Below are 24,825 nucleotides of genomic sequence, written 5' to 3'. Positions count from 1 at the left end.
ACCTGGGGCTTCTCGTCGCGCAAGCGAGAGAGGCCCCAGGTCTTCTTCATGTTCGGGGGTCGACGTTCGGGGACCGGCCGGCGCAGGATCCGTGCCAGCCACGCACGCCGGATGCCCACGATCCGCCGTTCCCCGGCCTCCGAGCCGCGAGAACGACTCCCACGAGCAGCTTGGGACCGAGAGGCTCCACCGAAGGCATGCGGTGGCTTCCAGTCCTCCAGAGCCTCGACCCAGGCCAGACCTGGCCCAGATCCGGGCGACTTCGCAGCGGCAGAGGGCACGACGAGGAGCACCTGCGCCCATGCTGCGCGGGCGTGGAACCGCCGACCGTTCGGCCCGGGCAGAGACGCCGAAGCGACTGGGACGGCCCTGAGGCGGGCCAGGTGCACCATGGCTGGTCAGTCGGGCGCCTGGCCCGAACACCGGTCGCTATTCCAGGATCGCCGGAGGAGGTTGGCTCTGAACTCCTGGGGACGAGCCCGGCTGAGCGCCAAGCCGCGCGGCGAGGACCCCCCGCACCTACAGGCTCTCTACCTGGTCCTGGGCGCTCAGAACATGGTGGCCAACGTCGTGGCCCTGCGCCACTGGCGCCACGCCCAGCGGCGCGAGCGCGATGGGAGTGGTCTGCTGTGGACGCACACCGGGCTGGTCTTCACCGATCGTGGGACAAGCGGGTCAGCCGCCACACCCCGCGGGAGCGCGTCCTCCACCTGTCGGACGAGACCGGTCTGCCGCCCATCCGGTTCCACGGCCTTCGGCACCGCGCCGCGAGCCTCACGTCGGCCGCGGGCGCGGACATGAGGATCATCTCCGAGACGCTCGGGCACAGCAGCCCTGCCTTCACCGCTGACGTCCACACGAACGCGATGCCCTACAACGACCGCCAGGCCGCGGAAGCGGTCTTCACCCTCCTGGGCCGTGAACCCGCCTGGACCCCGATGGGCAGCAGTGCTCGGTGGACACGCACCTCCTGTCCCAGGACAAAGCCTTCCGCACGTGTGACCGTGCCGGTTCGGCCCCAGGAGACGCACCCTTCAGCGTGGACGGTCCATGGAGCCGTTGAGCGGTCGCGGCAGATCACCACGGTCATGGCCATGATGATCCTTCGATGGAGGCCCTCTGTGGGAGCGTTGAGGTCAGCCCATGGGCCCGGCTGCTGTTCACCGCCATGTGCTGTGTCACGTCGGCCTGATCTCGGTAGCGGGTGGCCAGTTGCGGCCTTCGCCCTCCACACGTCTGGGATCAGCTGTAGCGTGACGGCGCCCTGCCCGCCGCAGTGAAAGGCGCCCATCGTCGACATCACTGACTCACAGCACGCTAACCGCTTGATCAAGCTCCTCGTGATGCTTCCCGCACCTGACGCAGAAGACACACACGCCCCGTTTTGGGATCGTGTCGCCGAAGAGCACAGCGTCAGCCGTGACTACCGTCACCGAGAAGATCGCCATGCACCTCAAGTTGCTCCTGGGGATGGAGGATTCGATCCTCCACCGTAGAAAGCCGGCATCGTACGCCTTGTTCTTTTTCGTTCAGGCCAGTGACGGAATGGTGCGGAGTGTCACCACCGAGGTGAACGTGGGTGCTCCCAACAACGCAGCGGGACAGATGTGGATTCAGGAGCTGCGCGCCACCGCATTCGCTGTCCTCGAGGAGGCTTTCTCTGAGGACAGAGTCCAGAAAGCCACCACCAGTTGGGCCCGATCCGGCCGCTGATAGGGCCAAGCCTTGCAAAGGTCCGTTGCGAGGTCTGGTCCTACCTGGGCTTTCGCCAGGTGTGGTGCGCGTGCCAAGCCTTGCTCAGTTGCTCGGGGCCGAGCTGGTCGGCGGATCGTTGACAGATCCACTCGCTGGTGAGCAGCACGGTCACATCAACGAGGTGATCCACTGTGTGATCGCCGTCGTGCAGGTAGTTGGTGAACTTCGGCAGAGCGCAGTTGAGGAGAACTTTCGTGGAACGCACCGACCTGTTGTTCGTCGGCGGAACGGTGTTCGACGGCCTCGACCGCTTACCGGACGCGGACTCTTTAGCTGTCTCTGATGGTCTGGTCACCGGAATCGGCACGTCGGCGGACCTACGAGCGCGCGCCGACGGCGGAACCCGGATCGTCGACCTCCAGGGGCGGCTCCTCTGCCCCGGCTTGCAGGACGCGCACGTCCACCCCCTCGCTGCCGGGATCCTCGAGACGTGGTGCGACCTCCGTCCCGCCGCCGACCGAGAACAGGTACTGAAGTTGGTCCGCACGTACGCCGAGGACAACCCGGAGAAGTCGTGGATCGTGGGCGGTGGCTGGACGTCCAGCCTCTTCCCCGAAGGGCACCCGACCGCCGAGCTCCTCGACTTGGCCGTGCCCGACCGCCCGGTGTACCTCCTCGGCGCGGATCTGCACGACGCTTGGGTGAATAGCGCCGCGCTGGACCGGGCCGGAATCACTTCCAAGACCCCGGACCCAGCGCACGGCCGGATCGTGCGCGATCCCCTTGGCCATCCGTCGGGGCTCCTCCAGGAGACCGCCGCCGACCTTGTCTCCTGTCTGCTGCCGGAGTTGGAGCCAGGCCACGTCCGCTCCGCCCTCCTCGCAGCCCAGCGTGGGCTCCACGAGTACGGTGTTACAGCCTGGCAGGACGCCCTGGTCGGTCCCTACCTCGGTTTGGCTGACCCGTTGCCCGCCTATCTCGAACTGGCTGGTGCTGGGGCGCTGACCGGACGGGTCTCACTCGCCCTGTGGTGGGATCCAGAGCGTGGCACCGAACAAGTCGGCACGCTGCTCCACCGGGCGAAGATGGCGCAGCGGGTGGGCCTGCGCGCGGACACCGTCAAGATCATGCAGGACGGGATCTGCGAGAATGGTTGGGCCGCCCTGATCGCTCCCTACGTGAACGGCCGTGACAGCGGGGGTGGCCGACTCACCTCAGAGGAGCTCGCATCAGCGGTCACAGCCCTCCAGAACGTTGGGCTGTCCGTGCATTTCCATGCGGTCGGCGATCGAGCCGTGCGTGAGTGCCTGGACGCGGTCGCAGCTGCCAAGGCCCGCGTTCCCCGGCACTCCCCCGGGCACCGGATCGCCCACGTGCAACTCGTTGCTCCCGCCGACCTCGGACGCTTCGCCGAGCTCGGCGTCACCGCCGTCGTGCAACCGCTCTGGGCGGCGGAAATCCCCGCCACGCGCGAGGTGTTCGGTCCGCTGATCGGCACTGACCGCATCGAGCGCCAGTACCCCTTGGCGAGCCTGGCCGGGCACGGTGCTCGCCTGGCCGCAGGCAGCGACTGGCCGGTCAGCAGCCCCAACCCGGTGTGGGGGATGTACGTCGCAGTGACACGGCGCCCCTCCCTGTCCAGTGCGCCCTGGCTCGGGCCAGAGGACGCCAACCGTGTGCTCAACCCGGCCGAACGGCTATCCCCGCGCGACATCCTGCGCGCTTACACCTCCGGTGCCGCGCATGTCACCGGTGTGCCCGGAACCCTCCGCAGAGGTGCCCTCGCCGACCTGACCGTTCTGGACCGTAACGTCCTCACCCGCGACGCACACGGGTGGGAGGATGCCCGCGCCGACCTGACCCTGGTCGGAGGCGTTCCCGTACACGACCCTCTCCAGGAGTTGGCATGAGCGATCTTCTCGAAGCACGGTTGAGCCGTTGGTGGTGTGACCGGCCGATCATCCGCACCATCGACGAAGCCCAGGCGTTCGTCCAGGACGTGGGATTCGCGGTGCTCTTCGGCGGCGACCGCCCCACCTATCCCTGTCTGCGGGAGATCTCCCGCGACGACGACGCCAAGGTGCTGCCCTCGGGCATGGGAGAGGACTTCGAGGCGATGTGGACATGGAAGGACTCCCTGCCCGCCCAGGGCAAGGCCTGGCTCGGCCGGCTCCTCGGGAGCAGGCAGACCCTACTGAGCCCGGACCTGTTGGCCGACCTCTACGAGTACCCGGGCGAACCGGACGACTTCACACGTTGCGGGCACCTGAGCCCAGGTGCCCGGAACCTGGCCGAGATGCTGCTCCTGGAGGGGCCGATGACCACCCGGGCGGCACGGTCCGCGCTCGGGATGAGGGGTAGGGATTTCGATCGGCTCGTGGCCGAACTCGGCCGGTCCCTGCTGGTCACCGGGTACGGAATCAATGACTCGGGCCCCGGGTGGCCCGCCTCGGTGATCGAGTTGACCGCCCGCGTCTTCGACGTGCCCGGGGACGGCGACCGGGAGGAGCGGGACGCCTCCGCCGCCGCCCGGTTTCTGGACACCATGGTCCAGGCGTCCCCGCGCGAACTTCAGCGGGCCTTCCGTTGGGACCGCGACAGAGCCCACCGTGCCCTGCGGCGGGCCGACGAAGGGTCCTGATGGGAGGGCCCTTCGCGGCGTCATTCTGACGGGCGTGCCTCCAGCAGAGCGGACCTGGGGCCGGTGCGTGTCGAGGTGAGGGTGAACCCGCCTGCGGCGAACAGTCGCTCCCACTCCGGCTCGGCCCGCTCCCTGCCCCCGAGCAGCACCAGCATGTGCAGGTCCAGAAGCAGCACGGGGTCGGGGACACCGTCGTCCCGCAGGATCTGTTCCACCACCAGCAGACGGCCGTGTGCGGGTACCGCCTCCCGGCAGGTGCGCAGGATACGCACGGCGTCGGAGTCGTCCCAGTCATGCAGGATCTGTGAGAGCACGTACACATCCGCTCCCTTGGGCACTTCCTCGAGGAAATTCCCGCTGACACGGACAAGGCCATCCCCTTGGACGTTCTCCACCACGTGGGGGAGATCCAGGAGGGTGCCCGACAGGTGGGGGTGGGCGGCGAGCACCTTCCGGAGCAGGGCACCATCGCCTCCGCCGACATCCACGACCGAGTTGACTTCGGACCAGTCCCACTCCAGCAGCGGCAGCAGGCGCAGTTCCACCAGCCCCGCTTGGGCCCTGTCGAAGCGCTCGGCGGCCTCTGGCTGTTCCGTCAACCACGTGAAGTAGGGGCGACCGAACATCGAGGGAAAGGCCGAGCCGCCACTGCGCAGGGATTCCTCCGCCGCTTCCCACACGAGGTAGGCCTCCGCTGACATGAGTTCGGTGAAGTGGCGTAACGACCCCGGGACGTCGGCACGTAACAGGTTCCCTGCGGCGGACAGTGCGTAGACTCCGGGCTCCGGTTCGATGAGAATCCCCTCGGCGGACAGCACTCGCAGGAACCTGCCCAGCGCACCCGGGTCGGTCCCACTGGCTGCGGCGAGTTCGGCGACGTCGCGGGGGCCGTCCGCCAACAGGTCTGGCACCCCGGCCCGGGTAACGGCGCACACAGCCCGGGAGACGATGAAACCCATGATCGTGCGCCGCATGGCGGTGTTGTGTGACGTGGCGGTGTTCGTATCCATGAATGGGACCCCAGTCAGGCCGGTGTGGACAGAAGAGGGAACAGTGGGCGTTGCGCGGTGACACGGAGATAGTCGGCTCCCGCCGTTCCACCGGTGCCCCGCACCTTCCCGATGGTCTTGAGGGTCACGCCCCAGTGACTGCGTTTCATCGCCCGCCAGGCGGAGTCGAGTTCACTCATCGTCTGCCGTACGGGTGTCGCGGCCTCACGGCCGAGTTCCCTTTCCCGAAGGAGCAGGATCTCTTGGAGGGTGGTCCCGCATCGGTCCGCATCGGTTGTGGAGGCCTGGGAGCCGCCTGGGGGTCGCGGCGCGCTCAGATCCTCCACTCGCCGGTAGGGGCGGGACTGCACCGCGCTCCGCCCGTGTGTGTGCGCACGGATGACCGCGAACGCGTCGGGTGGCATGGTGGTCAGCACGCGGTAGAGCACCCGTGTGGCCCGCACCCTGCGGGCAGCCTCCGCCAGCAGTGCGACCGTCTGGTCCGTGTTCCCCGCGTCCAAAGCGATGATGCTTTGTGCGACACGGTCAGCGACCTGCCGGTACAGGCTTTCGAAGATCTGGATGCACCGTACGAACATCTGTTCGTCATGCACTCTGGTGGTGGGTAGCAGAGTGATGTCAATGGCGTCTCGGACCACTGAGGGCACCTGACCGCTCACCGCCACCGCGCACTGGTAGGAGGCGTGAGCGGTCGCCACATCGTTCATACGGGCCCACCGATCCAGGAGTGCCAAGGGCTCGTCGATCAACTGACGCGGCAGTGCGAAACCTGGTGCGAGTTCGTGTACACGCGTCAGCACCCGGACAGAGGAACGCACCCGGACCGACTGGGCCACCGAGGGATGTGCGGTCAGCGCCTCTGCTTCCAGCATGACCAGATCCGCCGTGGCAGCGACCAGAGTCGCGTCCACCAACTGCTCGGACGCCATCCCTCCCTCGGTGGCTGAGGCGGCGGTCAGGATCGCGTTGCCCACGTAGGAGTCGTAGTCGGCGTCGTCCTGGTCCAGGGCCATGGGGAGCCACTCGCGGAGCAGGCCACTGCCAGGCCAGGTGTAGGCGCGCGCGGCCACGAGTTCCGCTCGCAGGTCGGGGTCGATCCGTGACCGCCCCACCGATTTCAAGTGCGTGAGAACCTCGGTGAACGGGAAGGGGCGTAGTTGTCCCGAACGCCGCTCACCGGACCACTCACGTACCGCGCGCCGTGCGGTCATCAGCGCCCGGAGGCAGGACGTGGGCGGCAGTACCCGAAGGCTCGTCCCGCCGACGCCCGCCTCCGCCAAGCCGGTGGTGTCCTCTGTCCGCGCGAGGCCGGTCGGGGCGCTCACAGCGCCTCCGCTGCCGCAGCCAGGCTCCGCACCGGCGTGCCCCGGTGGATGACGCTGGTCCTGGCCTCGCAGGGGCCGAGTGTCCGCAGGACCTCCTCAACGATCTGTTCCGGGTCGCAGCGGGTCCCACAGGTGAACGCATCGACGAACACCGATCGCCGCTCGGGGTAGGTGTGGACCGACACGTGGGATTCGGAGAGCACGAAGACCGCGGTGACTCCCAGCGGTTCGAACTTCTGTGACCGGGTTCCGCACAGGGTCGCTCCGGAGGCTTTGATTCCCCGGAGCACCGCGTCCAGGACGAGGTCGTCGTTCTCGATCAGTTCCCGGGCCACCTCACTGATGTCACACAGCACGTGCGTACCGGTGAAGTCGAAGTCGCTCATGGCGTCTCCCATTCCATGGCTCGCGACGCCCACTCCATACAGGAGGACAGACGTTCCTCGACCAGTTCGTTGGACGTTCCCGACACGATCAGTCCCATGACGGTGTCGGTGCTGGCAGCGGCCGGGCCGAAGACCTGGGGAGGCGAGGCGTTCATCCGAACGTCCGCGTACACCGGATAGTCGTCGGCGATCGACCGAAGTCGGCCTTGGCGGGGCGGTACCAGGAGGAAACCGAAGCGTTCGGAGGAGAACTCTGGTCGGTCCGCGCGGTGAGGAAGCCCGCACTGGCTCCGGTACCACTCGCGCACACAGTTCATTCCGGTGGCACGTTCGAGGACGTCCAGGATGTGGCCGCCTCCGGTGCGGGCCGCCGTCTCACAGAAGTACAGTTCGCTGGTCTTCGCGTGCTGGAACACCTCGAGGTGGAACGGTGTGGGCTCCGGGATCGGGAGCACCTCCGCCACCGCCTGGGCGAAGGCTTCGAGCCGCTTGGTGAGGACGTCTTCGGGGTCCGTCTGGGCGCTGCCCAGGGACGTGCCCTCCTGCCAGGACAGGCAATTGTTCAGGTAGCGGGAGGAGACCGACCAGAGGACCTTTCCCTGGTAGGCGAAACCGTCGACGTGGTGGACCGTCCCGGGGACGTACTCCTCCAGGAGAAGGTCGTCGCCGGAACGACCGACCAGCTCCTCACGGAGGGAGTCGGCGTTACCCACCACCCGCACACCCCGGGACCCGTATCCCAGGCGCGGCTTGACGACCACGGGCCAGCCGGCCTGTTCAGCGAATTCCTCGGCTTCGCCCAGGCTGTCGGGCACTGTGTAACGCGGGGTGTGCACCACGGTCGACACCGCGTCCTTCATCAGCAGCTTGTCCCGGTAGGGAAGAGTTTCATGCACGGTCATGCCGGGAATCCCCCAGCGCTCGCGTGCCCCTGCGACCCTCAGGGCGTCGTCCTCGGTCCCACAGACGATCCGCTCGACCCTGCGGGTACGGCACAACTCGTCCACGTGCTCGACCACGGCAGGGTTGTGGGGGTAGTCGTCAACGGCGATGACGTAGTCAAGAACGTCGCGATACCCGTCAGCGGACTCGGTCGAGGTGATGAGGACGATTCGGTCCAGGACCTCGGAAAGCCACTCGTGTAGTGGAGTGATGGAGACCGGAACCCGGTGAACGATGACGAGGGTTCCGGGTTCTCGAACGCTATTCATGGTTCACCGCCCCGTCCGGTGTGGGAGACGAGGCTGACGGCCCGGTTTCGGGGTCTCCACCCTCGGTCTGCCCACCTGCTGTGCTGATCCGCATCAGCAGGGGCAGGCACAGGAAGATGAACAGTCCCATGAACAGGAAGTAGGAGGAGACATGGGCGTCCAGGAGCCATCCACCCGCCACAGGGCCGACGAAGAAGCCCAGGTGGCGCAGTTCGGACAGCCCGAAGTATGTGCCCTTGTGCTCGTCCACTGCCAGCTCGTGCACGGCGATGTCGGGCATCGGTAGCAGGATCGCCTCGCCCAGCGTCCAGAAGACGATGCCGACATACAGCAGCGCCAGGTGGACGGGGCTCAGCCAGAAGAACGCGAATGCCAGGGCAAAGGACACACAGCCCAGGAGAATCAGCGGGCGCCGAGGAAGCTTCTCCGACAGCCACATGATCGCCGGTTGCATGGCCAGCGCCAGGACCGCGTTGCAGATGAGAAGCAGAGCGAAAAGGTACTCGGTCCGCTCGGCGTACTGCACCCTCATGTACAGCGGGATGATCGACTCGACCTGGGAGAAGACCAGGAAGATCACGGCGCCCGCTCCCACCGCCAACAGCAGCGAACGGTCCCTCAGGGCCGTGCCCACAGCGTGGGAGGAGCGCGGGTTCGGGGTCTTGGGCCCTTCCAGGGCGTTCAGCGAGCGAGCCCGCGTCAGCGCAAGCAACAGGTACAGGGCGAACAGGGCAGCCGGCACCAGGAAGAACGCCAGCGCGCTCATGTTGTAGAGCACCGCGCCCACCGCGGGACCGATGATCGCCCCCAGGCACAGGGTGATGTAGCGGACCCGGAAGATCCGCCCGTCTCCGGTGTCTGCCAGGGACAGGAGCTTCTTCGTGCCGGGTTCGACCAGGGTGCGCGCCGCACCGAGCATCAGCAGGAGCACGATGATCATCACCGGAGTCCGCACCAAGGCGAGCATGCAGTAGATGATGACGTTGGCGGCCAGACCGAGACTCATCAGGCGCAGCGCTCGCGAACGGTCCACGAGCGCACCGCCGAACAGGCCGCCCACCGCCGCGATGAGGGCGATACCTCCAACGACCGCGCCGATCAGCGGGGTGCTGAGTTCGGTCCGGTCGGCCAGATAGAGCGAGGCGAACGGTAGCACCGCGAAGAAGGCCATCGAGTTCAGCAGAGCACCGGTGATGAGGGTGCGCTCGTCCGGGCTGAACGTCCAAAGGGAACGTGTGGACTCGCTCATACGCCCGCCTGGTCCAGCAGCGGAAGCATCCTGTTGTCACCGTCGGTCAGCCCGCGTGTCCGTCGCTTGAGGGTGACGAAGTCGTCGAGGATACGCTGATCGGTCTCCGGGGACAGGTAGTACATCATGTTGACGTACCAGATCCATCCCAGCTCGGTGATGCGGTACTCGTGGTCGTCCTCCACAAGCATGCGCTCGGCCACCAGCCGGTCGAGCTTGCGCGGGATCTCCGCGGGGACCCGTTCCCAGAGGATGCGCTCCTTCTCCAGGTAGCCGAAGTACGGCAGGTGGAAGACCACCCCGCGTTCGTAGGGAACCTCGTCGGCGATACTCAGGTTGATCTTGACGTCGCCGTCCTCCAGCATGCGCCGCACGTAGGTGGTGCGGTTCTCGTCGTTCATGACGGTGTACTTGCCGAGCTGGGAGATGCCGCTGTTGCCGAAGCCGATCAGTTCGTCGTCGTGGTGTGACCAGGTGTGGGTGTTGTAGAGATTGGTGTAGTCGCGCGAGATGAAGTGCGGTCCGGGCTCCTGGCCCTCGGGGAGCCGGAGAAAGCCATGGCCGTTGTGTTGCTGGAACCCGGCCGCGCGCATGTACTGGTTCAGGTAGATGGTCATGGCCATCTTGTGGGTGAAGGACAAGGGCTCCAACCCCTTCTCGGCGTAGCCCTTGTGCAGTGGCGCCTGCGTCACGATGTTGGTGATGGGGTAGAGCTCGATCGTCTCGGTCCCCATGCTGACGGCTTTCTCGATGTCTCGGGAGAACGCCTCGAAGGACTGGCCGTGCATGCCGTAGATCATGTCGAAGCTGGTGTAGTCGAAGTAGCGGCGGAACAACTCGACCGCCTCGTACTCCTGGTCCAGCGTCGCAGTCACGTTGAACAGCTCGCGGTAGACCGGGTCCAGCGTCTGAAGCCCGAACCGGACCTTGTTCACCCCGATGTCACGCATGGCCGCGCACTTGGCCTCGTCGACACTCTTCACCTCGGTCTCGAAGGTGAACTCACGCAGTTCGGAGAGGTCGAAGTTGTCGTGGATGGCGCGGCCGACGCGGGTGATCTGCTCCGCGGTCAGTGTCGAGGGGGTGCCACCACCGAAGAAGATGGCCCGGATCGGCAGTGAGGTCAGCGACGCGTACCGGCCCTTCAGCTCGATCTCCTTGACCAGGGCGCGCACGTAGGTCTCGATCTGTTCGTCACCGGTGCTTCCCAACCCCCGGTTGAGCGTGCAGAAAGTACAGATGGTGTCGCAGAAGGGAATGTGGAAATACAGGGCTCTACTGCGTACTCCCTCCGCTCCGACACCGCTGTAGAAGTCGTGGTGGGTGACGGTGTCGAGCTCCTGCCCCTTCATCGGGTAGAGCCAGTTGTAGACGGGGAGTTGCTGGTCGAACTTCATCAGGGACTTGCCCGGAACCAGGTTGATCATGCGAGCTCCAATTTCACGTGGGAACGGACGCGGGACATGTACTCGCGCAAGGTCTCGTGCTCCGGAGCGCTGACGAGGACGAAGCCCACAAGGCTTCCCAGGTCACGAGTGAGGGGGATGATGTCCCCGGGCGAGACGTGGAGGAAGACTTCCTCGACCCCGGGCAACCCCGCCAGTTCGTCGGCGCTGGTGAGGGCTGTGATCGTTCCGGGTCGGTCGTCGTTGCGGAGGCAACAGACACCGAGGGCCCGGTCGAAGCCGAGGTCGCGCTCCAGCAGCCCGGTGTCCTCACCCAGATAGGCGGCGAGGGTGTCCGCGTAGGGGCGGATCGTACTGTTGCGCTCCCAGTGGTCGACCATGTGGGCGCCGGGCAGACGGGTGGCGATCTCGATGAGGAAGTCGCCCTCCAAACCGATCTTGACCTCGACGTGTGCCGGACCCAGCTCCACCTCGTAGGCGTTCAGTACCCGTAGGGCGAGGCTGGTCGCACGGGCGAGGCCGGGATCGTCGGGGGAAAGCTGGACCACGTCCCAGTACGGCTGGTCGTAGTCGCTCTCGGAGGGCTGGCAGTACTCCCACACGTCCAGGACTCGGTGTCGACCGCCCTGGGAGAAAGTGTTCACCGCCAGTTCCCGGCCCCGGACGTAGCGTTCAACCAGCCAGGTACCGACGGGAGAGCCGAAGGTGTCGACGGTCCGGAGGTCGAGGGATGCGGCCTCCGCCGGATCGGCCACCAGGACGGTCCCCTGCGAGCCCGCGCCGGTCGCTGGTTTGACGATCGCGGGATGTCCGACCCGGCCCAAGGCCGCAGCGACGCCCTCCGTGGATGTCGCCTCGAAGTCCGGTACCGGAACTCCTCTGGCCGCAGCGTGCGTGCGCATCGCTGTCTTGTCGCGTCGGGCGAGGGCGGTGGCGGTGGGATTGCCGGGGAGCCCGAGTGCCCCGCTGAGCCCGTCGGCGATGACAACGGAAGGCTCGGTGGTCGGAATGACCGCGCGTACGGGCGATGCCACCAGACCCTGCGCGGCCGCGGCGTCCCGGGCGTACAGGGAGAGGTCGTCCCCGCTGGTGTAGTCGGCCTGGAGTGAGGAGAGCAGCCCGCGGTCCAGGGTGTAGAGGGCTACCACACGCAAACCGCGCTCCCGGCAGGCCCGTTTGAAGCCATAACCCGTCATCAGGGGGTTGACGAGCACCACGTCACCGAGGTCCGCGGCCACGGACTCGGTGTGTACCGCGGTCATTCGTCCTCTCCCGAGGGAACGGTCCGGAACACGAGTTCCTCACGGACCACCTTGAGTCGAGCCTCCAGCTCGTCCGAGGTATCGGCCCTGACGATCACGACCCCGACGCGGTCCATGGACGAACGTAGCGGGTTGACGCTGCTTCCGGGCTCGACGTCGATCTCCACCTTCACGACACCCTCGTGGGAGGCGACCCTGTCAGCTCCCACGATCTCGACCACCGTGCCCGGATCGGGGGTGGGGAACCACACGGCGGCAGCGCCGTGTGAGGGCTGGATCCGGTGAGGGCGCTCGCCGCAGGCGACGGCGACGACCGCGTCATAGAGATCGACGCTGAGAGCGGCTTCCACACCGTCGAGGATGTAGTCCCCGGGGGTACGTACCGCGACCTCCATGATGCGCGGCCCCCCGGGTCCGTCCCGGTACTCCAGGTGGAGGATGCCGCTTCCCATCCCCAGCGCTTGTACGACCCCCCGCAGCAGCTCGTCGGCGTCCTGTTCGGCGGGGATCCTGTGTTCGGTCTCCACGAAGAACGGCGGCGCACCCGTGGTCTTCGCGGTGACGCTGGAGAATACGACGGAGCCCCGATCGGTCACCGCCTCGACGCTGTACTCGGGGTGATCCAGGTACTCCTCGATGAGCATCGGATCTTCCGTGGCACGCTCTTCGAACCAGGCGCGAAGCTCTGACTCGTCGTGGACGATCCGGACTCCGAGGCTGCCAGATCCGGAAATGGGTTTGGCCACCACGGGCCAGGAGGTGCCCACCCAGGCGAGCGCCGACTCCACACCTCGGGCGACATGGAACGCGGGCTGAGAAAGCCCATGCCGCTGGAACAGCTCGCGCTGGGCGACCTTGTTCCGCGAGGTCAGGGCGGCTCGGACACCGGGACCGGGGAGCCCGAGCTCCTCGGCGAGCATCGCAGCCGCCAGTACGTGGGGTTCGGAGAAGGGGATCACACCCGCGACCGGGCCGTCCGCCAAGGCGTCAGAGGCTCCGGAGAGCCAGGCCTCGTGGTCGCGCCCGGAAACAGGGTAGGTGCGGTCCAAACGCCCCAGGGCCTCCTTGGTCTCAGGCCATGTGAAGGCCTCAGGGGAGTCGAGAACTGCGACCTGCAGGCCCCGGCCATGGGCCCTTTGCAGATAGGGACGTCCCATCCACCCGCAGCCGACCATGAGAATTCTACGCAAGAAACGCCTCCACGCCGATAGAAAATTCGGGGGTGCTGTGATCGGCCCTGATACTGCCCGAAGCGCAATATCGGAGGCAAACATGAACCAACAGGAGTATTTATGTGCATTGACTTCCATCAATGGATCTGCTAGAGGAAGTTTTCCACCCGTGTTCTTAATTCGCTGAGCAGGGAGAACGCTCGCTCCCGTGGTGTGCCATCAAGGAGTGAATCGGTGGCCCAAAAGATCAATCCACCCAGAAGCAGAAAAGAACTGCCTTCCGATCTTCTCGGTGGGGCCTTCAAAACCTGGCCGCATACGGCCAGGTTCCTGTCCACATACGGCCATGCTCCTGTTCAGTTCAGGAGGCCTCTCATAATTCCTGAAGCATCTACCGGAACGGCACCTTCACCCTCGCGTGGGGCCTGTACGAGGCGACCGAGAACTTCGCGCGCATCGAGGTCGCCGCCCGCACCGCTCTGTTCCAGTCCCTGTTGCTGGGCGGCATCGATCACGTCGTGCCCGATCCCCTGTTCCCCCGGACCGCAACAGGGTGAGCCAATGCGTGACGGGCGGAGACGATCGCAGCGATGACAGCGACTCCGCATGCCACGAGCCTGGCACGAACCTTCCGACACGAAGGGGTACAGGGCAACACGCCTTGGCGCACCAAGCTGCCCCTGACCATATGAAATGGCATTACGGGGCACCCAAAGAGATCGTCAGATCCTGCTCTATGGCCCTGTTGATGCGGTTGGGGGCAACCCCCTCATGGGTTCAAATCCCATATCCTCCGCGCTCCGAAGGGGTGTCACCGATCTGGTGGCGCCCCTTCGTCATGTTCAGGACCGCCACCCCGGCCACGGTCCGCCAGAAGACACGGGCTCCGCGTCCACGGCCCGCATCGAGGGGCAACGGGCCTTGGCCTAGGCATCCGCGCGGGTGGAGACACGCCCCGGAGCGACCGCGGGGGTCCCGGCCAGCAGCGACACCGCGGCCAGCACCCAGAACCCGGCGTGCGCGCCGGCCGCGGCGGCCTCCTGTGCGACGTCGCCGCGGTCGAGGTGGGCGGTGACCACGACCGTGGAGATCGGGGCGACGATCGCCAGTCCGACACCGGCGCCGGACTCGTCGACCGCGCCCGCGTCGACGGCGACGGACGTGCCTTCCAGCTCCGCCTCACCCGCAAGGGCCGCCGCGTCTACTTCGCCGCATCAGCGACCCTCGTCGAAGTCTTCGAGCAGGTCACCCGCGAGAACACCCTGGTCACCCGGCTTCTCGCCACACGCACGGCCTGACCCGGGCGACGGCCCGGCGGCCTAGCGTTCGGCGGCGAGGCCGCTGTCGTGGGCGATGATGGCGGCCTGCACGCGGTTGCGCACACCCAGGCGCACGTACACCGCGCTGACGTGGGTCTTGACGGTGTCCTCGGCCAGGTGCAGTTCACGGGCGATCTCGGCGTTGGACGCACCCGCTCCGAGCAGGGCCAGGACCTGGCGCTCGCGCGGGCTCAGTGCGGCGACGCGCTCGTGGTCGGGGCGGGTCCGCGCCTCGCGCCTCGCGCGAAAGCCCGTGATCACGCGGCGGGTGACCTTGGGGGACAGGAAGGCGCCGCCCTCGGCGACCGTGCGCACACCGGTGAGCAGTTCACGCGGGGTGGCCGCCTTCAGCAGGAAGCCGTTCGCTCCGCCGTCCAGGGCACGGGCCACGTAATCGTCAGTGCCGAAGGTGGTCAGCATCGCGACGGCGGTCGCAGGTGAGGCCCGGTGGACCAGTTCGATGGCGGTGAAGCCGTCGGCCCCGGGCATCTGGATGTCCAGGAGCGCCACGTCGGGGCGCTGGCGCCCGGCGAGGTCGGCGGCCTCGTGTCCGTCACCGGCCTCGGCGACGACGGTGATCCCGGGGTCCGAGGACAGGATGGTGCGGATGCCCACCCTGATGAGGGGCTCGTCGTCGGCCAGCAGCACGCGGATCACCGGCTCTCCTCCCGGTCGGCGCCCAGGACGAGCACGTCCTTGGACACGAGGACGCCGTCGTCGAAGCACAGGCGGTAGGCGTCCACCCGCGCACCCGGCCAGGCCATCCGCGAGCGGTAGTGCGAACAGGCCCAGGCGCCGGGGACGGGTGCTCCGGCCTCCGTCGGCGGGTCGAGCATCGTCTCGGCGGGGAGGACGGCCGCCGCGTCCGCCCGGGACTCCCCCACCTTCAGGGCGGCGAAGCCGTCCGGTGGCAGGACCGAGCGCGCGGAGGCGTGGACGTAGTACCCGCCCCAGAGCAGCGCCAGGAACAGGAGCAGGCAGAGCGGGACGGTGACGGCCGCCAGCAGCGCGCTCCGGGCACTGCTCCGGCTGGCCGTGCGCTGGCGCCCGGACTCCGAGGCCGGCCCCGAGGCCGGGGACGGGGCCGAAGCCGGGCCGGGGAGCGGGGCTTCTCCGGCCAGCGGCAGGCGGGCCCGTACGGTGAAGCCGCCGTCCGCCTCCGCCTCGGCCAGGAGGGAGCCGCCGGCGGTGCGCAGCCGCTCGCGCAGCCCGGACAGGCCGTGTCCGCCCGAGGCCAGGGCGGAGCCCTCCGCCTTCCGGGAGGCTCCGTTGGCCACCGTCAGGACGCTCTCACCCCCGGCACTCCGCAGTTCCAGGGTGACCGGCGCGCCGGGGGCGTGCTTGGCGGCGTTGGTCAGGGCCTCCCGCGCCACCGAGTACAGGACCTCCCGGGCCCGCGGGGAGAGGGTGTCCCACAGCTCCTCTCCACGGGAGTCCACGCCCATCCCCGACTCACGGACCCGCTCCACGAGGGATCGGAAGTCCTCCCGGGAGGGGTCGGTGGGCGGTTCATCCGACTCCTCGCGCAGCAGCCCGATGATCTCCTGCAACCGCTCCACCGAGCTGATCGCGCCCGCGCCCAGTTCGGCGACGCCGCGCCGGTAGTCCTCCGCCTCCAGGTCCCGGTCCACCTCCAGGGCTCCCGCGCGCACGGCGATGAGGGTCAGCTCGTGCCCCAGGGAGTCGTGCATGCGCGCGGCGATCCGGGCGCGCTCACGCACGCGCTCGCGCTCGGCCGCCACCTCCTGTTCGCATTCGAGCAGCTCGGCGCGGCGCCAGCCGAGTCCGGCGGCCTCGGCACGCCGGCGCAGGTAGCGGCCCGCCAGCCACGGGGTCACCGCGCACAGCACCGCGAGGGCGCCGCCGGCCAGGGCCGGGGTCGGTCCCCGGTCGAGCATGAGGGCGAGGACCGGGTGCAGCAGGAGGACGGCGGCCACGGTGGGACAGGCCACCCGGGCCGGAACCGGGGAGCGCCCGAGCAGGTAGGACGCCACGGCCAGGCCCGCGGAGGCCTCCGGCAGCAGGCCGTCGACGCCGAAGGGGAGTACGGCGTTCAGACCGGCCAGGAGGACCAGAGCCGTCAGGAGGAGTCCGTCGAGGGCTGTTCTCACGGTGGCAAGGCTACAAAACGCGATGTCAGGCGGATATCACCCGAAAGTGCCGACCGGTAAGCGCCCACCGCCACGAAGGGGGCGCGCGGTCCGCCGGACCGGCCGCTCCCGGGGGATGTGTCCGCCTCGCCGCCGCGCCTAGCGTGCCTGTCGCCGCATCCGGGCGATCATCCCTTGGAGGACGACGATGCACCACCCACCCGACGCGCCGACGCGGCGGGGCGCCCTGGTCACCCGCTCCCCGGTCACCCGCTCACTGTTCGTCACCGCGCTGGCCGTCACCGTGCTCTGCCCCGCCCTGTCCCCGGTACCCGCCGCGGCGTCCGGTGTCTCCGTATCCGGGGAGCCGGTGAGCGCGGCGGAACTGGACCGGTTCGCCGCCGCGTACGTGGAGCGCAGGGGCCTGCCCGGAGCCGCCGTCGCGGTGACCCTGGACGGGGAGACCGTGCACACCGGCGGATACGGCGCCGACGGCGGGGGCGAGCCGCTGCGCGCGGACACCCCGATGCGCATCGCCTCGCTGAGCAAGTCGATGACCGCGCTGGCCGTCATGCAACTGGTGGAGGGCGGCGACGTCGAACTGGACCGGCCGGTGTACGACTACCTGCCCGGCTTCGGGATCGCCGACCCCCGAGGCGCACGCATCACCGTGCGCCAACTCCTGGGCCAGAGTTCGGGGATGTCGGACCAGGGCTTCTCCCCGGTCGACCGCCCACGGCGTCCCACCTCCCTGGACGAGGCGGTGGCGCAGATGGACGGGGCCGGGTTGTCCGCCGCCCCGGGTGAGGAGTGGGAGTACCACAACCCCAACTACCATGTCGCGGCCCGCCTGGTGGAGGTGGTCGGCGGCCGGCCCTTCACCGAGTACATGGAGGAGCACGTCTTCGCCCCCGCCGGGATGGACGACACCTCCTCCCCGGACCCGGCCACGGGTACCGTGCCGGACCCGGCGCGGGGCCACGTGCGCGCCTACGGCCTGAACATCCCCGCCCCCGAGCCCGAGCACTTCAGCACCGGGGCGGGCGGGGTGGTCTCCACCGCCGAGGACATGGCGCGCTGGGTGATCCTCCAGGGCGACGGCGGCCGCGCGCCGGACGGCACGGAGCTCGTCTCGGCGGAGTCGGTCGAGCTGATGCACACCCCCTCGGCACCGAACGGACGCTACGGGCTGGGCTGGATGCGGCGCGGCCCGGAGGACGGCGCCGGAGCGGACCAGGTCTGGCACGGCGGCATGGTGTCCACCTACTCCTCCTACCAGGTACTGGTCCCCAGCACCGGCTACGGCTTCGTCGCGCTGTTCAACAGCGGGATCACCCTCACCGAGGAGGACACCTGGGGGCTGGTCGAGGGCCTCATCGCGCTGACCGAGGGCCGTGAGCCGCCGGTCGGGGACTCCGTGCTGTGGAAGGTCGACGCCGCCTTCGGCGCGCTCACCCTGCTCGCGCTGGTCCTGGGCACGCGCGGGGTGCTGCGGGCACGTGGATGGGCGTCCCGCCGCGCCGGTCGTCCCCGGTGGCGGGTCGGATCGACCTTCCTGCCCTACCTGGTCCCCCCGGCGGCGCTGCTCGGCGCCGACAGCGCGATCACCCTCGTCATGGGCGGCAGGGAGGGCACATGGCTCCAGCGCTTCTACGGCGTACCCGCCGAGCTGACCTTCCTCGCCGTCGCCGCCCTGGCCTGCCTGGCGGTGATCGCCGCCCGGACCGCCGCGGTGGTCCGGGCACGGCGATCGGCATGAGCCCCTCACCGAGGGCGGGCTCGGGTGGCCGCACCGGACCACGCACCGTTTGCACGCCTGCCTGCTGGGTAGCGGTGAGCACGTTCTCCGCGGCTCAGCTCTGAGAGGAGGGGTGTCGATGCCGTCGAAAGACCGGATCGCCGAACCATGGGGGTCACGGACCCCCTACGGGCCCGGCCAGGGATGGCCGACCAGGGTGGACAGCCACCTCGCCGAGGGGGTCACGCCCGACCAGGTGGACCGCTGGGTGCAGTCCGCGACGATCCTGCACTCCAACGGCGACGGACTCGACATCGCCGTCAAGGACGGGCAGATCGTGGGGGTACGCGGCAGGGAGGTCGACCGGGTCAACCACGGGCGCCTCGGACCCAAGGACCTCTACGGGTGGCAGGCCAACCACTCACCGGACCGGCTCACCCGGCCCCTGGTCCGGCGGGGCGGTGAGCTGGTCGAGACCGACTGGGACACCGCGATGGACCTGGTCGTACGGCGCAGCAAGGAACTGCTCGACGAGCAGGGCCCCAGCGCGCTGGGCTTCTACACCAGCGGACAGCTCTTCCTGGAGGAGTACTACACGCTCGCCGCCATCGGCCACGGCGCGCTCGGCACCAACCACATGGACGGCAACACCCGGCTGTGCACGGCGACCGCGGCCGCGGCGCTCAAGGAGTCGTTCGGCTGCGACGGGCAGCCCGGCTCCTACACCGACATCGACCACGCCGACGTCATCGCCCTCTACGGCCACAACATGGCCGAGACCCAGACGGTGCTGTGGACACGTGTACTCGACCGCCTGGCCGGGCCCAACCCGCCCGAGCTGCTGTGCGTCGATCCCCGGCCGACCCCGGTGGCGAGGGAGGCCGCGGTGCACCTGGCGCCGCTCCCCGGGACCAACGTCGCGCTGATGAACGGCATCCTGCACGAGATCATCCGTCGGGACATGGTCGACCACGACTACGTCGACGCGCACACGGTCGGTTACGAGGAACTGGCCAAGCGGGTCGCCGACTACACGCCCGAGCACGTCGCCGACATCTGCGACGTCCCGGCGGAGCGGATCCGCGAGGCGGCGGAGCTGCTCGGAAACGCCGAGCGGCTGATGTCGACCGTGCTCCAGGGCTTCTACCAGTCCCACCAGGCGACCGCCGCCTCCGTCCAGGTCAACAACATCCACCTGGTCCGCGGCATGCTCGGCAAGCCCGGGGCGGGGATCCTGCAGATGAACGGGCAGCCCACGGCGCAGAACACGCGCGAGTGCGGAGCCGACGGCGACCTCACGGGCTTTCGCAACTGGAGCAACGACAAGCACATCGAGGACCTCGCCGCGGTGTGGAACCTCGATCCGATGCGGATTCCGCACTACGCGCCGCCCACGCACGCGATGCAGATCATGCGCTACGCCGAGAAGGGGTCGATCCAGTTCCTGTGGATCAGCGCCACCAACCCCGCGGTGTCGCTGCCGGAGCTGGAGCGGATCCGCTCGCTGCTCGCGCAGCAGGGCCTGTTCCTGGTGGTACAGGACATCTTCATGAGCGAGACCGCCGAACTCGCGGACGTGGTCCTGCCCGCCGCGACCTGGGGTGAGAAGACGGGGACGTTCACCAACGCCGACCGCACCGTCCACCTGTCCGACAAGGCCGTCGACCCGCCCGGCGAGGCCCGGTCGGACCTCGACATCTTCCTGGACTACGCGCGGCGGATGGACTTTCGCGACAAGGACGGGGAGCCCTTCCCGCAGTGGCACGACCCGGAGTCGGCCTTCGAGGCGTGGAAGCGGGCCAGCGCCGGCCAGCTGTGCGACTACACCGGACTGACCCACGAGAAGCTGCGCGGCAGCGGCGGCGTCCAGTGGCCCTGCAACGACGAGAACCCGGACGGCACCGAGCGGCTCTACGCCGACGGCCGGTTCTGGGCCGAGCCCGACCAGTGCGAGAGCTACGGCCGCGACCTGGTCACCGGCGCACCGCTGGAGCCGACCGAGTACAAGGCGATGAACCCCGAGGGCAGGGCGATCATCAAGGCCGCCGAGTACCTGCCTCCGCACGAGAAGCCGGACGGGGAGTACCCCTTCGCGCTCATCACCGGCCGCACGCTCTACCACTTCCACACGCGCACCAAGACCGGGCGCTCTCCCCAGTTGCAGAAGGCGGCCCCCGACGTCTGGGTGGAGATCTCCCCCGACGACGCGCGGGAGGCCGGGGTGTCCGAGGGCGACCACGTCGAGGTGGCCTCGCCGCGCGGGGTGATCCGGGCACGGGCGCGGATCAACGAGATCCGCTCCGGGGTGCTCTTCGTCCCGTTCCACTACGGCTACTGGGACACCGTGACGGACGAGGAGGCCGGCAGGAGGGACCGGGCGGCCAACGAGACGACCGTCACCGACTGGGACCCGGTGTCCAAGCAGCCCCTGTTCAAGACCTCGGCGGCCCGGCTGCGGCTCGTGGGCTCCGGTGGCGGCGTACCGGCGCCCGCGCCGACGACGACCGCGTCCCGGCCGGTCGGCGCCGGGACGACCGAGACCACGGGCGGCCCCGGAGCCGCCTCCGAGGAGCGCCTCGGTGGAGGTACGCGATGAAGATCGGTGTGGCACTGCGTGAACTGTACGACTCGGAGAGCGCCCTGGCAGGGGAGCTGCTCAGGCTCGCCGACCGGCACGCGAAGGAGCAGGAGATCCACCACGTGGCACAGGACCTGGTCCGCTGGTCACGGGAGCACGTGCGGGAGATCGTCGCGGCCGGGCCCCGCTACGGCCTGGATCTGGGGAACCCGGACCTGGAGAACCCGGAACCGCCCACGGAGGAGGCGGGTGAGATCCCGGGCGAGGACTCCGGCCCGGAACTGCTGCTCCTGGCGGACCTGCGACGGCTGTACCGCATGGCCGCGGGCGTATCCCTGGACTGGGACCTGCTCGGACAGGGTGCGCAGGTGGTCGCGGACCCCGACCTGCTCGCACTCACCAAGCGGTGCCACCCGCAGTCCCTGCGGCAGATGAAGTGGGCCGACGCGATGCTCAAGACGGTCTCGCCGCAGATCCTGGCGAGCTGAGGGCCGCCGCCGTGGCCGCCGCCCGACGCGGAGGCGGCCACGGCGACGCCCCCGTGTTCCGAGGAGCCCCTCCCCGCCGGTGACGCCGCGCGTGGAGGGCCCGCGCGCACCAAACGCCGTTTCGGTGAGTGGGCCGCCCTGCTTACGGACCATCAACACTGTCCGTAACCAGCGATGAGGTGTCGACTACTTTTCGTGCCCGGTCACGCTGGGTAGCTACGTGGCGTCTCGTTCTCCTTCAGCGCAGGCGGCTCGTCATGACCCGTGACCACGGAACTCCTCCCCTGACCACCATCGCGCCCTCCGACAAGCGCTATCCGGCGCTCAACCGGGGGTTCAACCAACGCTGGATCGCCCGTCCCGACTACGTCCGCCTCGTGGGCTCGCCCGAGGGTGCCGCCCGCGCCCTGTCCGAGGCGGTCAACCAGGCGCCGGAGCATCCGGAGCGCACGCGGATCACCGTGCGGTCGGGCGGCCACTGCTACGAGGACTTCGTCTGCGGCGACGACGTCCGGGTGATCCTGGACGTCAGCCCGATGTGCGGGGTCTACCACGACCCCTCGCTGGAGGCGTACTGCGTGGAGGCGGGGGCCACCAACTGGCACGTCTACAGCCACCTGTACCCGCTCAGCGGAAGGGCCCTGCCCGGCGGCTCCTGCTACTCGGTGGGGACGGGCGGCCACATCACCGGCGGCGGCTTCGGCCTGCTCTCACGCCAGTGCGGGCTCACCGTGGACTACCTGTACGCGGTGGAGGTGGCGGTGGTGCGGCCCGACCGCACGGTCGAGCTCGTCCTGGCCACCCGGGACGACCCCGACCCCGACCGCCGCGAGCTCCTGTGGGCGCACACCGGGGGCGGCGGAGGGAACTTCGGGGTGGTCACCCGCTTCTGGTTCCGCGACCTGCCCGAGCCCCCGTCGAACGTGCTCCTCACCGGACGCTCGTGGAAGTGGTCCGACTTCACCAAGGACGACTTCGCCGACCTGGTCACGGCGTACGGCGAGTACTTCCGCGACCACCAGGACCCGGAGGAGCCGTCCGGGAAGCTGTTCGCGATGCTCAAGCTCAACCACGTCAGCAACGGGGAGATCGGCCTCGTCGCCCAGGTCGACGCCGACGACACCGGGGGCGGGCGCGCCATGAAGGAGTTCCTGGACGCCGTAGACGGCCGGATCGCGCCGGAGTCGGGGCAGATGTCGGCGCCCATGGGGGAGCACCCGCCGGTCCAGGGCATGCTGGAGCCCCGGCACCTGCCCTGGCTGACGGCCACCCAGGCGCTGAACGGCTCCGGGGAGAACCGGTGCGGCAAGTACAAGTCGGCCTACCTGCGCAGGCCCTTCAGCCGGGCCCAGATCGAGGCCATGTGGGCCTACCTGGGCAAGGAGCACTACACCGGCTACGTCAACAAGGAGGCCCTGATCCAGGTCGACTCCTACGGCGGCGCCATCAACAGGCCGTTCCGGGAGACCGCCGTACCCCAGCGCGACTCCGTCCTGAAGCTGCAGTTCCAGGTCTACTGGAAGCGCGTCGAGAAGGAGTCGGACGTGGACATGCACATCAAGTGGATCCGCGACATCTACCGCAAGACGTTCGCCTCCACCGGCGGGGTCCCCGTGATCGGCGACGCCACCGACGGCTGCTACATCAACTATCCCGACGCCGACCTGGGCGACACGTCCTGGAACCACTCCGGGGAGCGCTGGTCGAAGCTCTACTACAAGGACGCCTACCCCCGGCTGCAACGGGTCAAGAAGCGCTGGGACCCGCTCAACGTGTTCCGGCACCGGCAGTCCGTCGAACCGCCCGCGAGCACGTCCGGGTCCGGGTCGGACCCCGGCCCCTCCTGACCGGCCCCTTCCGGGCCGGGCCGGCACGAAGGGGCCCGCCGCGTGTGCGGCGGACCCCTGGTGCCGGCCCGTGGCCGGGGCCGGACGTCCCCGGCCGCGGATCAGCGGATCAGCCGGTGTAGTTGGGGTCCGCCGGCACGGGGGCGGCGGCCTCGGCCTCCTCGATCGCTTCGAGTTCGTCCTCCACGATCGCCTCCTCCTCGGCTTCCTCCGCGGCCTCGTCCTCGGACGGCGCGGGCTCCTCCGCCGGCGAGGGCGGCATGGGCGCCTCGGACGGCGCGGGCTCCTCGCCGGGACCGGCGTCCGGGCACGGCTCGTCGCTCCCGGGCGGCACGGCGCCCTCGCCCGGCGCCCCGGCCCCCTGGCTCGGCGTCGCCCAGCAGTCGGCCGGAGGGGTGGAGCCGTCGCCCTCCCCGGCGAAGGCCGGAGAGGCTCCGAACAGGGCCGCCGCCGCGACACCGATGATCACGTAGGACTTCAGACGCATGGTGGTTCCTTGCTGTCGGTTCGTGTGCGCGGGATACCGCCCCGCGCGGCGGTCCGGAGCCGGTGGCCTCATCCGGAGATCTCCACCGGGGCGCCGACCGGCAGGTTCTCGGCCATCCAGGTGACGTCCTCGTTGGAGACCCGGACGCACCCGTGGCTGACCCGGCGGCCCAACGCGTCCTCGTCGTTGGTGCCGTGCACGGCGAGCTGGCCGGGTCCGCCCGCGAAGGTCTCCAAAGACTCGGAGAACCCGCTCAGCCCGAAGGCGTAGACCCCGTAGGGCCCCTCCGGGTCCTTCGGCCGGAGCAGTTCGGTGAAGTAGTAGCGGCCCGGCGGGGTGGGCGTCTCGCCCTCCCCCGTACCGATCACCCCGGTACGCACCTCCTCGTCGCCGTCGAAGACGGTGAACGTGAAGTCCCCGGTGTCGATCTCCACACGGAACGGCGTGGAAGTCAGCTCCACCTCGTCGCTCCTGATCCAGCCCGTGCTGCCGTTCGGACGGACCGGCAGCAGCACCTCCAGCCACTCGCCCCTCTTCTGTTCGACCAGGAACGTGCGGTCCACCCCGAAGTCGTTCGGGCTGGCGAGGGTCTGCGACACCTCGCCGCCACCCGGCTCGGTGCGGACGTCGATCCCGTCGCCGACGACCGTGGCGATCTCGGCGGGAGCGGTCCCGTCAGCGGCTCCGGCGGTCGGCTCCCCGGTCGCCGAGGCGTCCTCGGCGGGAGCGGACGAGCAGGCCGTGAGCACGGCCAGGGCCGCGGCGGCCGCGATCTGCGGCAGGACCCGGGCGGGCCGTGCGGGCATCGTGGATCGGCGCATGGAATCCATCCGGCTTCGTTCGTGGAGGCGTCCGACGGGCTGCTTCCCTGCCGGACGCCACGAAGACTGGCGCACGGATGTGAAGAACCTGTGTGCCTGC

22 protein-coding genes are annotated in these 24,825 nt (G+C 69.0%); 9 read left to right on the top strand and 13 right to left on the bottom strand.

The annotated features are described in order from the left end of the window. Nucleotides 1–197: 197 nt before the first annotated feature. Both NOSIN_RS28225 and NOSIN_RS23105 read left to right on the top strand, forming a co-directional pair. Nucleotides 198–1,280 (top strand): tyrosine-type recombinase/integrase, encoded by a 1,083-nt coding sequence (locus NOSIN_RS28225; protein ID WP_077692750.1) that lies wholly within the window; start codon nt 198–200, stop codon nt 1,278–1,280. 139 nt (nt 1,281–1,419) lie between these two features. After that, the gene (locus NOSIN_RS23105) at nt 1,420–1,713 is read left to right on the top strand and encodes a hypothetical protein (protein WP_143832983.1); all 294 of its coding nucleotides are present in this window, start codon (nt 1,420–1,422) and stop codon (nt 1,711–1,713) included. A 40-nt stretch (nt 1,714–1,753) separates the two neighbouring features. Here the strand turns inward: NOSIN_RS23105 and NOSIN_RS28060 are convergent, their stop codons facing one another. Further along, on the bottom strand, nt 1,754–1,885 hold the full coding sequence (locus NOSIN_RS28060; protein ID WP_255528189.1) for a hypothetical protein: 132 nt from the start codon (nt 1,883–1,885) through the stop codon (nt 1,754–1,756). 64 nt (nt 1,886–1,949) lie between these two features. Between NOSIN_RS28060 and NOSIN_RS23095 the strand changes: the two genes are divergently transcribed. Together NOSIN_RS23095 and NOSIN_RS23090 are read left to right on the top strand one after the other, a co-directional pair. Continuing rightward, nucleotides 1,950–3,605 (top strand): amidohydrolase, encoded by a 1,656-nt coding sequence (locus tag NOSIN_RS23095; RefSeq protein ID WP_170293606.1) that lies wholly within the window; start codon nt 1,950–1,952, stop codon nt 3,603–3,605. Next, the gene (locus NOSIN_RS23090) at nt 3,602–4,336 is read left to right on the top strand and encodes an AlkZ-related protein (RefSeq protein ID WP_077692747.1); all 735 of its coding nucleotides are present in this window, start codon (nt 3,602–3,604) and stop codon (nt 4,334–4,336) included. Before NOSIN_RS23095 ends, NOSIN_RS23090 begins: the two co-directional genes overlap by 4 nt. Nucleotides 4,337–4,356: 20 nt before the next feature. Here NOSIN_RS23090 and NOSIN_RS23085 read toward each other — a convergent pair whose 3' ends face one another. The 8 genes from NOSIN_RS23085 to NOSIN_RS23050 are packed head-to-tail and all read right to left on the bottom strand — an operon-like array spanning nt 4,357 to nt 13,360. Next, nucleotides 4,357–5,346, bottom strand: a complete 990-nt coding sequence (locus NOSIN_RS23085; RefSeq protein ID WP_216349819.1) for a methyltransferase — start codon at nt 5,344–5,346, stop codon at nt 4,357–4,359. 14 nt (nt 5,347–5,360) lie between these two features. Next, nucleotides 5,361–6,671, bottom strand: a complete 1,311-nt coding sequence (locus NOSIN_RS23080) for a tryptophan 2,3-dioxygenase (RefSeq protein ID WP_077692746.1) — start codon at nt 6,669–6,671, stop codon at nt 5,361–5,363. Then, nucleotides 6,668–7,057 (bottom strand): adenosylmethionine decarboxylase, encoded by a 390-nt coding sequence (gene speD, locus NOSIN_RS23075; RefSeq protein ID WP_170293607.1) that lies wholly within the window; start codon nt 7,055–7,057, stop codon nt 6,668–6,670. Before speD ends, NOSIN_RS23080 begins: the two co-directional genes overlap by 4 nt. Next, nucleotides 7,054–8,268 (bottom strand): ATP-grasp domain-containing protein, encoded by a 1,215-nt coding sequence (locus NOSIN_RS23070; RefSeq protein ID WP_077692744.1) that lies wholly within the window; start codon nt 8,266–8,268, stop codon nt 7,054–7,056. Before NOSIN_RS23070 ends, speD begins: the two co-directional genes overlap by 4 nt. Continuing rightward, complete coding sequence (locus NOSIN_RS23065) at nt 8,261–9,517, bottom strand: MFS transporter (protein WP_077692743.1); 1,257 nt, start codon at nt 9,515–9,517, stop codon at nt 8,261–8,263. Before NOSIN_RS23065 ends, NOSIN_RS23070 begins: the two co-directional genes overlap by 8 nt. After that, nucleotides 9,514–10,944: a coproporphyrinogen-III oxidase family protein gene (locus tag NOSIN_RS23060; RefSeq protein ID WP_077692742.1), complete on the bottom strand. Its 1,431-nt coding sequence runs from the start codon at nt 10,942–10,944 to the stop codon at nt 9,514–9,516. The genes NOSIN_RS23065 and NOSIN_RS23060 overlap by 4 nt, the downstream gene beginning before the upstream one ends. Continuing rightward, nucleotides 10,941–12,185: an ATP-grasp domain-containing protein gene (locus tag NOSIN_RS23055; RefSeq protein WP_077692741.1), complete on the bottom strand. Its 1,245-nt coding sequence runs from the start codon at nt 12,183–12,185 to the stop codon at nt 10,941–10,943. Before NOSIN_RS23055 ends, NOSIN_RS23060 begins: the two co-directional genes overlap by 4 nt. Next, complete coding sequence (locus NOSIN_RS23050) at nt 12,182–13,360, bottom strand: ATP-grasp domain-containing protein (protein ID WP_170293608.1); 1,179 nt, start codon at nt 13,358–13,360, stop codon at nt 12,182–12,184. Before NOSIN_RS23050 ends, NOSIN_RS23055 begins: the two co-directional genes overlap by 4 nt. Before the next feature lie 1,013 nt (nt 13,361–14,373). On the opposite strand from NOSIN_RS23050, the gene NOSIN_RS23045 reads away from it, so the two are divergent. After that, a complete protein-coding gene (locus NOSIN_RS23045) occupies nt 14,374–14,655 on the top strand; it encodes a hypothetical protein (protein WP_077692739.1) in 282 nt (93 codons plus the stop codon). Nucleotides 14,656–14,676: 21 nt separating this feature from the next. Here NOSIN_RS23045 and NOSIN_RS23040 read toward each other — a convergent pair whose 3' ends face one another. Together NOSIN_RS23040 and NOSIN_RS23035 are read right to left on the bottom strand one after the other, a co-directional pair. Beyond that, complete coding sequence (locus NOSIN_RS23040; RefSeq protein ID WP_077692738.1) at nt 14,677–15,333, bottom strand: response regulator; 657 nt, start codon at nt 15,331–15,333, stop codon at nt 14,677–14,679. Next, nucleotides 15,330–16,787: a sensor histidine kinase gene (locus tag NOSIN_RS23035; RefSeq protein ID WP_077692737.1), complete on the bottom strand. Its 1,458-nt coding sequence runs from the start codon at nt 16,785–16,787 to the stop codon at nt 15,330–15,332. Before NOSIN_RS23035 ends, NOSIN_RS23040 begins: the two co-directional genes overlap by 4 nt. A gap of 187 nt (nt 16,788–16,974) precedes the next feature. Here NOSIN_RS23035 and NOSIN_RS23030 point away from each other — a divergent pair, with 187 nt between their 5' ends. From NOSIN_RS23030 to NOSIN_RS23015, 4 genes are all read left to right on the top strand, one after another. After that, the gene (locus NOSIN_RS23030) at nt 16,975–18,525 is read left to right on the top strand and encodes a serine hydrolase domain-containing protein (protein ID WP_077692736.1); all 1,551 of its coding nucleotides are present in this window, start codon (nt 16,975–16,977) and stop codon (nt 18,523–18,525) included. Nucleotides 18,526–18,643: 118 nt separating this feature from the next. Further along, on the top strand, nt 18,644–21,100 hold the full coding sequence (locus NOSIN_RS23025; RefSeq protein WP_077692735.1) for a molybdopterin oxidoreductase family protein: 2,457 nt from the start codon (nt 18,644–18,646) through the stop codon (nt 21,098–21,100). Next, nucleotides 21,097–21,570: a hypothetical protein gene (locus tag NOSIN_RS23020; protein WP_077692734.1), complete on the top strand. Its 474-nt coding sequence runs from the start codon at nt 21,097–21,099 to the stop codon at nt 21,568–21,570. Before NOSIN_RS23025 ends, NOSIN_RS23020 begins: the two co-directional genes overlap by 4 nt. 257 nt (nt 21,571–21,827) lie before the next feature. Continuing rightward, nucleotides 21,828–23,417, top strand: a complete 1,590-nt coding sequence (locus tag NOSIN_RS23015; RefSeq protein ID WP_077692733.1) for an FAD-binding oxidoreductase — start codon at nt 21,828–21,830, stop codon at nt 23,415–23,417. Between the two features lie 109 nt (nt 23,418–23,526). Here NOSIN_RS23015 and NOSIN_RS26945 read toward each other — a convergent pair whose 3' ends face one another. Beyond that, on the bottom strand, nt 23,527–23,904 hold the full coding sequence (locus NOSIN_RS26945) for a hypothetical protein (protein WP_143832981.1): 378 nt from the start codon (nt 23,902–23,904) through the stop codon (nt 23,527–23,529). Nucleotides 23,905–23,972: 68 nt separating this feature from the next. Continuing rightward, entirely contained in the window at nt 23,973–24,734 is a 762-nt protein-coding gene (locus NOSIN_RS23005; protein WP_143832980.1) for a L,D-transpeptidase, read from the bottom strand. Nucleotides 24,735–24,825 lie beyond the last annotated feature (91 nt).

The sequence above is a fragment of the Nocardiopsis sinuspersici genome (assembly GCF_001998325.1).
In the GTDB taxonomy this organism is placed as follows: domain Bacteria; phylum Actinomycetota; class Actinomycetes; order Streptosporangiales; family Streptosporangiaceae; genus Nocardiopsis; species Nocardiopsis sinuspersici.
This window is presented reverse-complemented; position numbering and strand designations above follow the sequence as displayed.

Coding starts and splice junctions, on each gene's coding strand:
- NOSIN_RS23050 (WP_170293608.1), bottom strand. CDS start 13,360: ATGGTCGGCTGCGGGTGGATGGGACGTCCCTATCTGCAAAGGGCCCAT.
- NOSIN_RS23005 (WP_143832980.1), bottom strand. CDS start 24,734: ATGGATTCCATGCGCCGATCCACGATGCCCGCACGGCCCGCCCGGGTC.
- NOSIN_RS23030 (WP_077692736.1), top strand. CDS start 16,975: ATGCACCACCCACCCGACGCGCCGACGCGGCGGGGCGCCCTGGTCACC.
- NOSIN_RS23025 (WP_077692735.1), top strand. CDS start 18,644: ATGCCGTCGAAAGACCGGATCGCCGAACCATGGGGGTCACGGACCCCC.
- NOSIN_RS23055 (WP_077692741.1), bottom strand. CDS start 12,185: ATGACCGCGGTACACACCGAGTCCGTGGCCGCGGACCTCGGTGACGTG.
- NOSIN_RS23070 (WP_077692744.1), bottom strand. CDS start 8,268: ATGAATAGCGTTCGAGAACCCGGAACCCTCGTCATCGTTCACCGGGTT.
- NOSIN_RS26945 (WP_143832981.1), bottom strand. CDS start 23,904: ATGCGTCTGAAGTCCTACGTGATCATCGGTGTCGCGGCGGCGGCCCTG.
- NOSIN_RS23085 (WP_216349819.1), bottom strand. CDS start 5,346: ATGGATACGAACACCGCCACGTCACACAACACCGCCATGCGGCGCACG.
- speD (WP_170293607.1), bottom strand. CDS start 7,057: ATGAGCGACTTCGACTTCACCGGTACGCACGTGCTGTGTGACATCAGT.
- NOSIN_RS28225 (WP_077692750.1), top strand. CDS start 198: ATGCGGTGGCTTCCAGTCCTCCAGAGCCTCGACCCAGGCCAGACCTGG.
- NOSIN_RS23065 (WP_077692743.1), bottom strand. CDS start 9,517: ATGAGCGAGTCCACACGTTCCCTTTGGACGTTCAGCCCGGACGAGCGC.
- NOSIN_RS23090 (WP_077692747.1), top strand. CDS start 3,602: ATGAGCGATCTTCTCGAAGCACGGTTGAGCCGTTGGTGGTGTGACCGG.
- NOSIN_RS23060 (WP_077692742.1), bottom strand. CDS start 10,944: ATGATCAACCTGGTTCCGGGCAAGTCCCTGATGAAGTTCGACCAGCAA.
- NOSIN_RS23020 (WP_077692734.1), top strand. CDS start 21,097: ATGAAGATCGGTGTGGCACTGCGTGAACTGTACGACTCGGAGAGCGCC.
- NOSIN_RS23015 (WP_077692733.1), top strand. CDS start 21,828: ATGACCCGTGACCACGGAACTCCTCCCCTGACCACCATCGCGCCCTCC.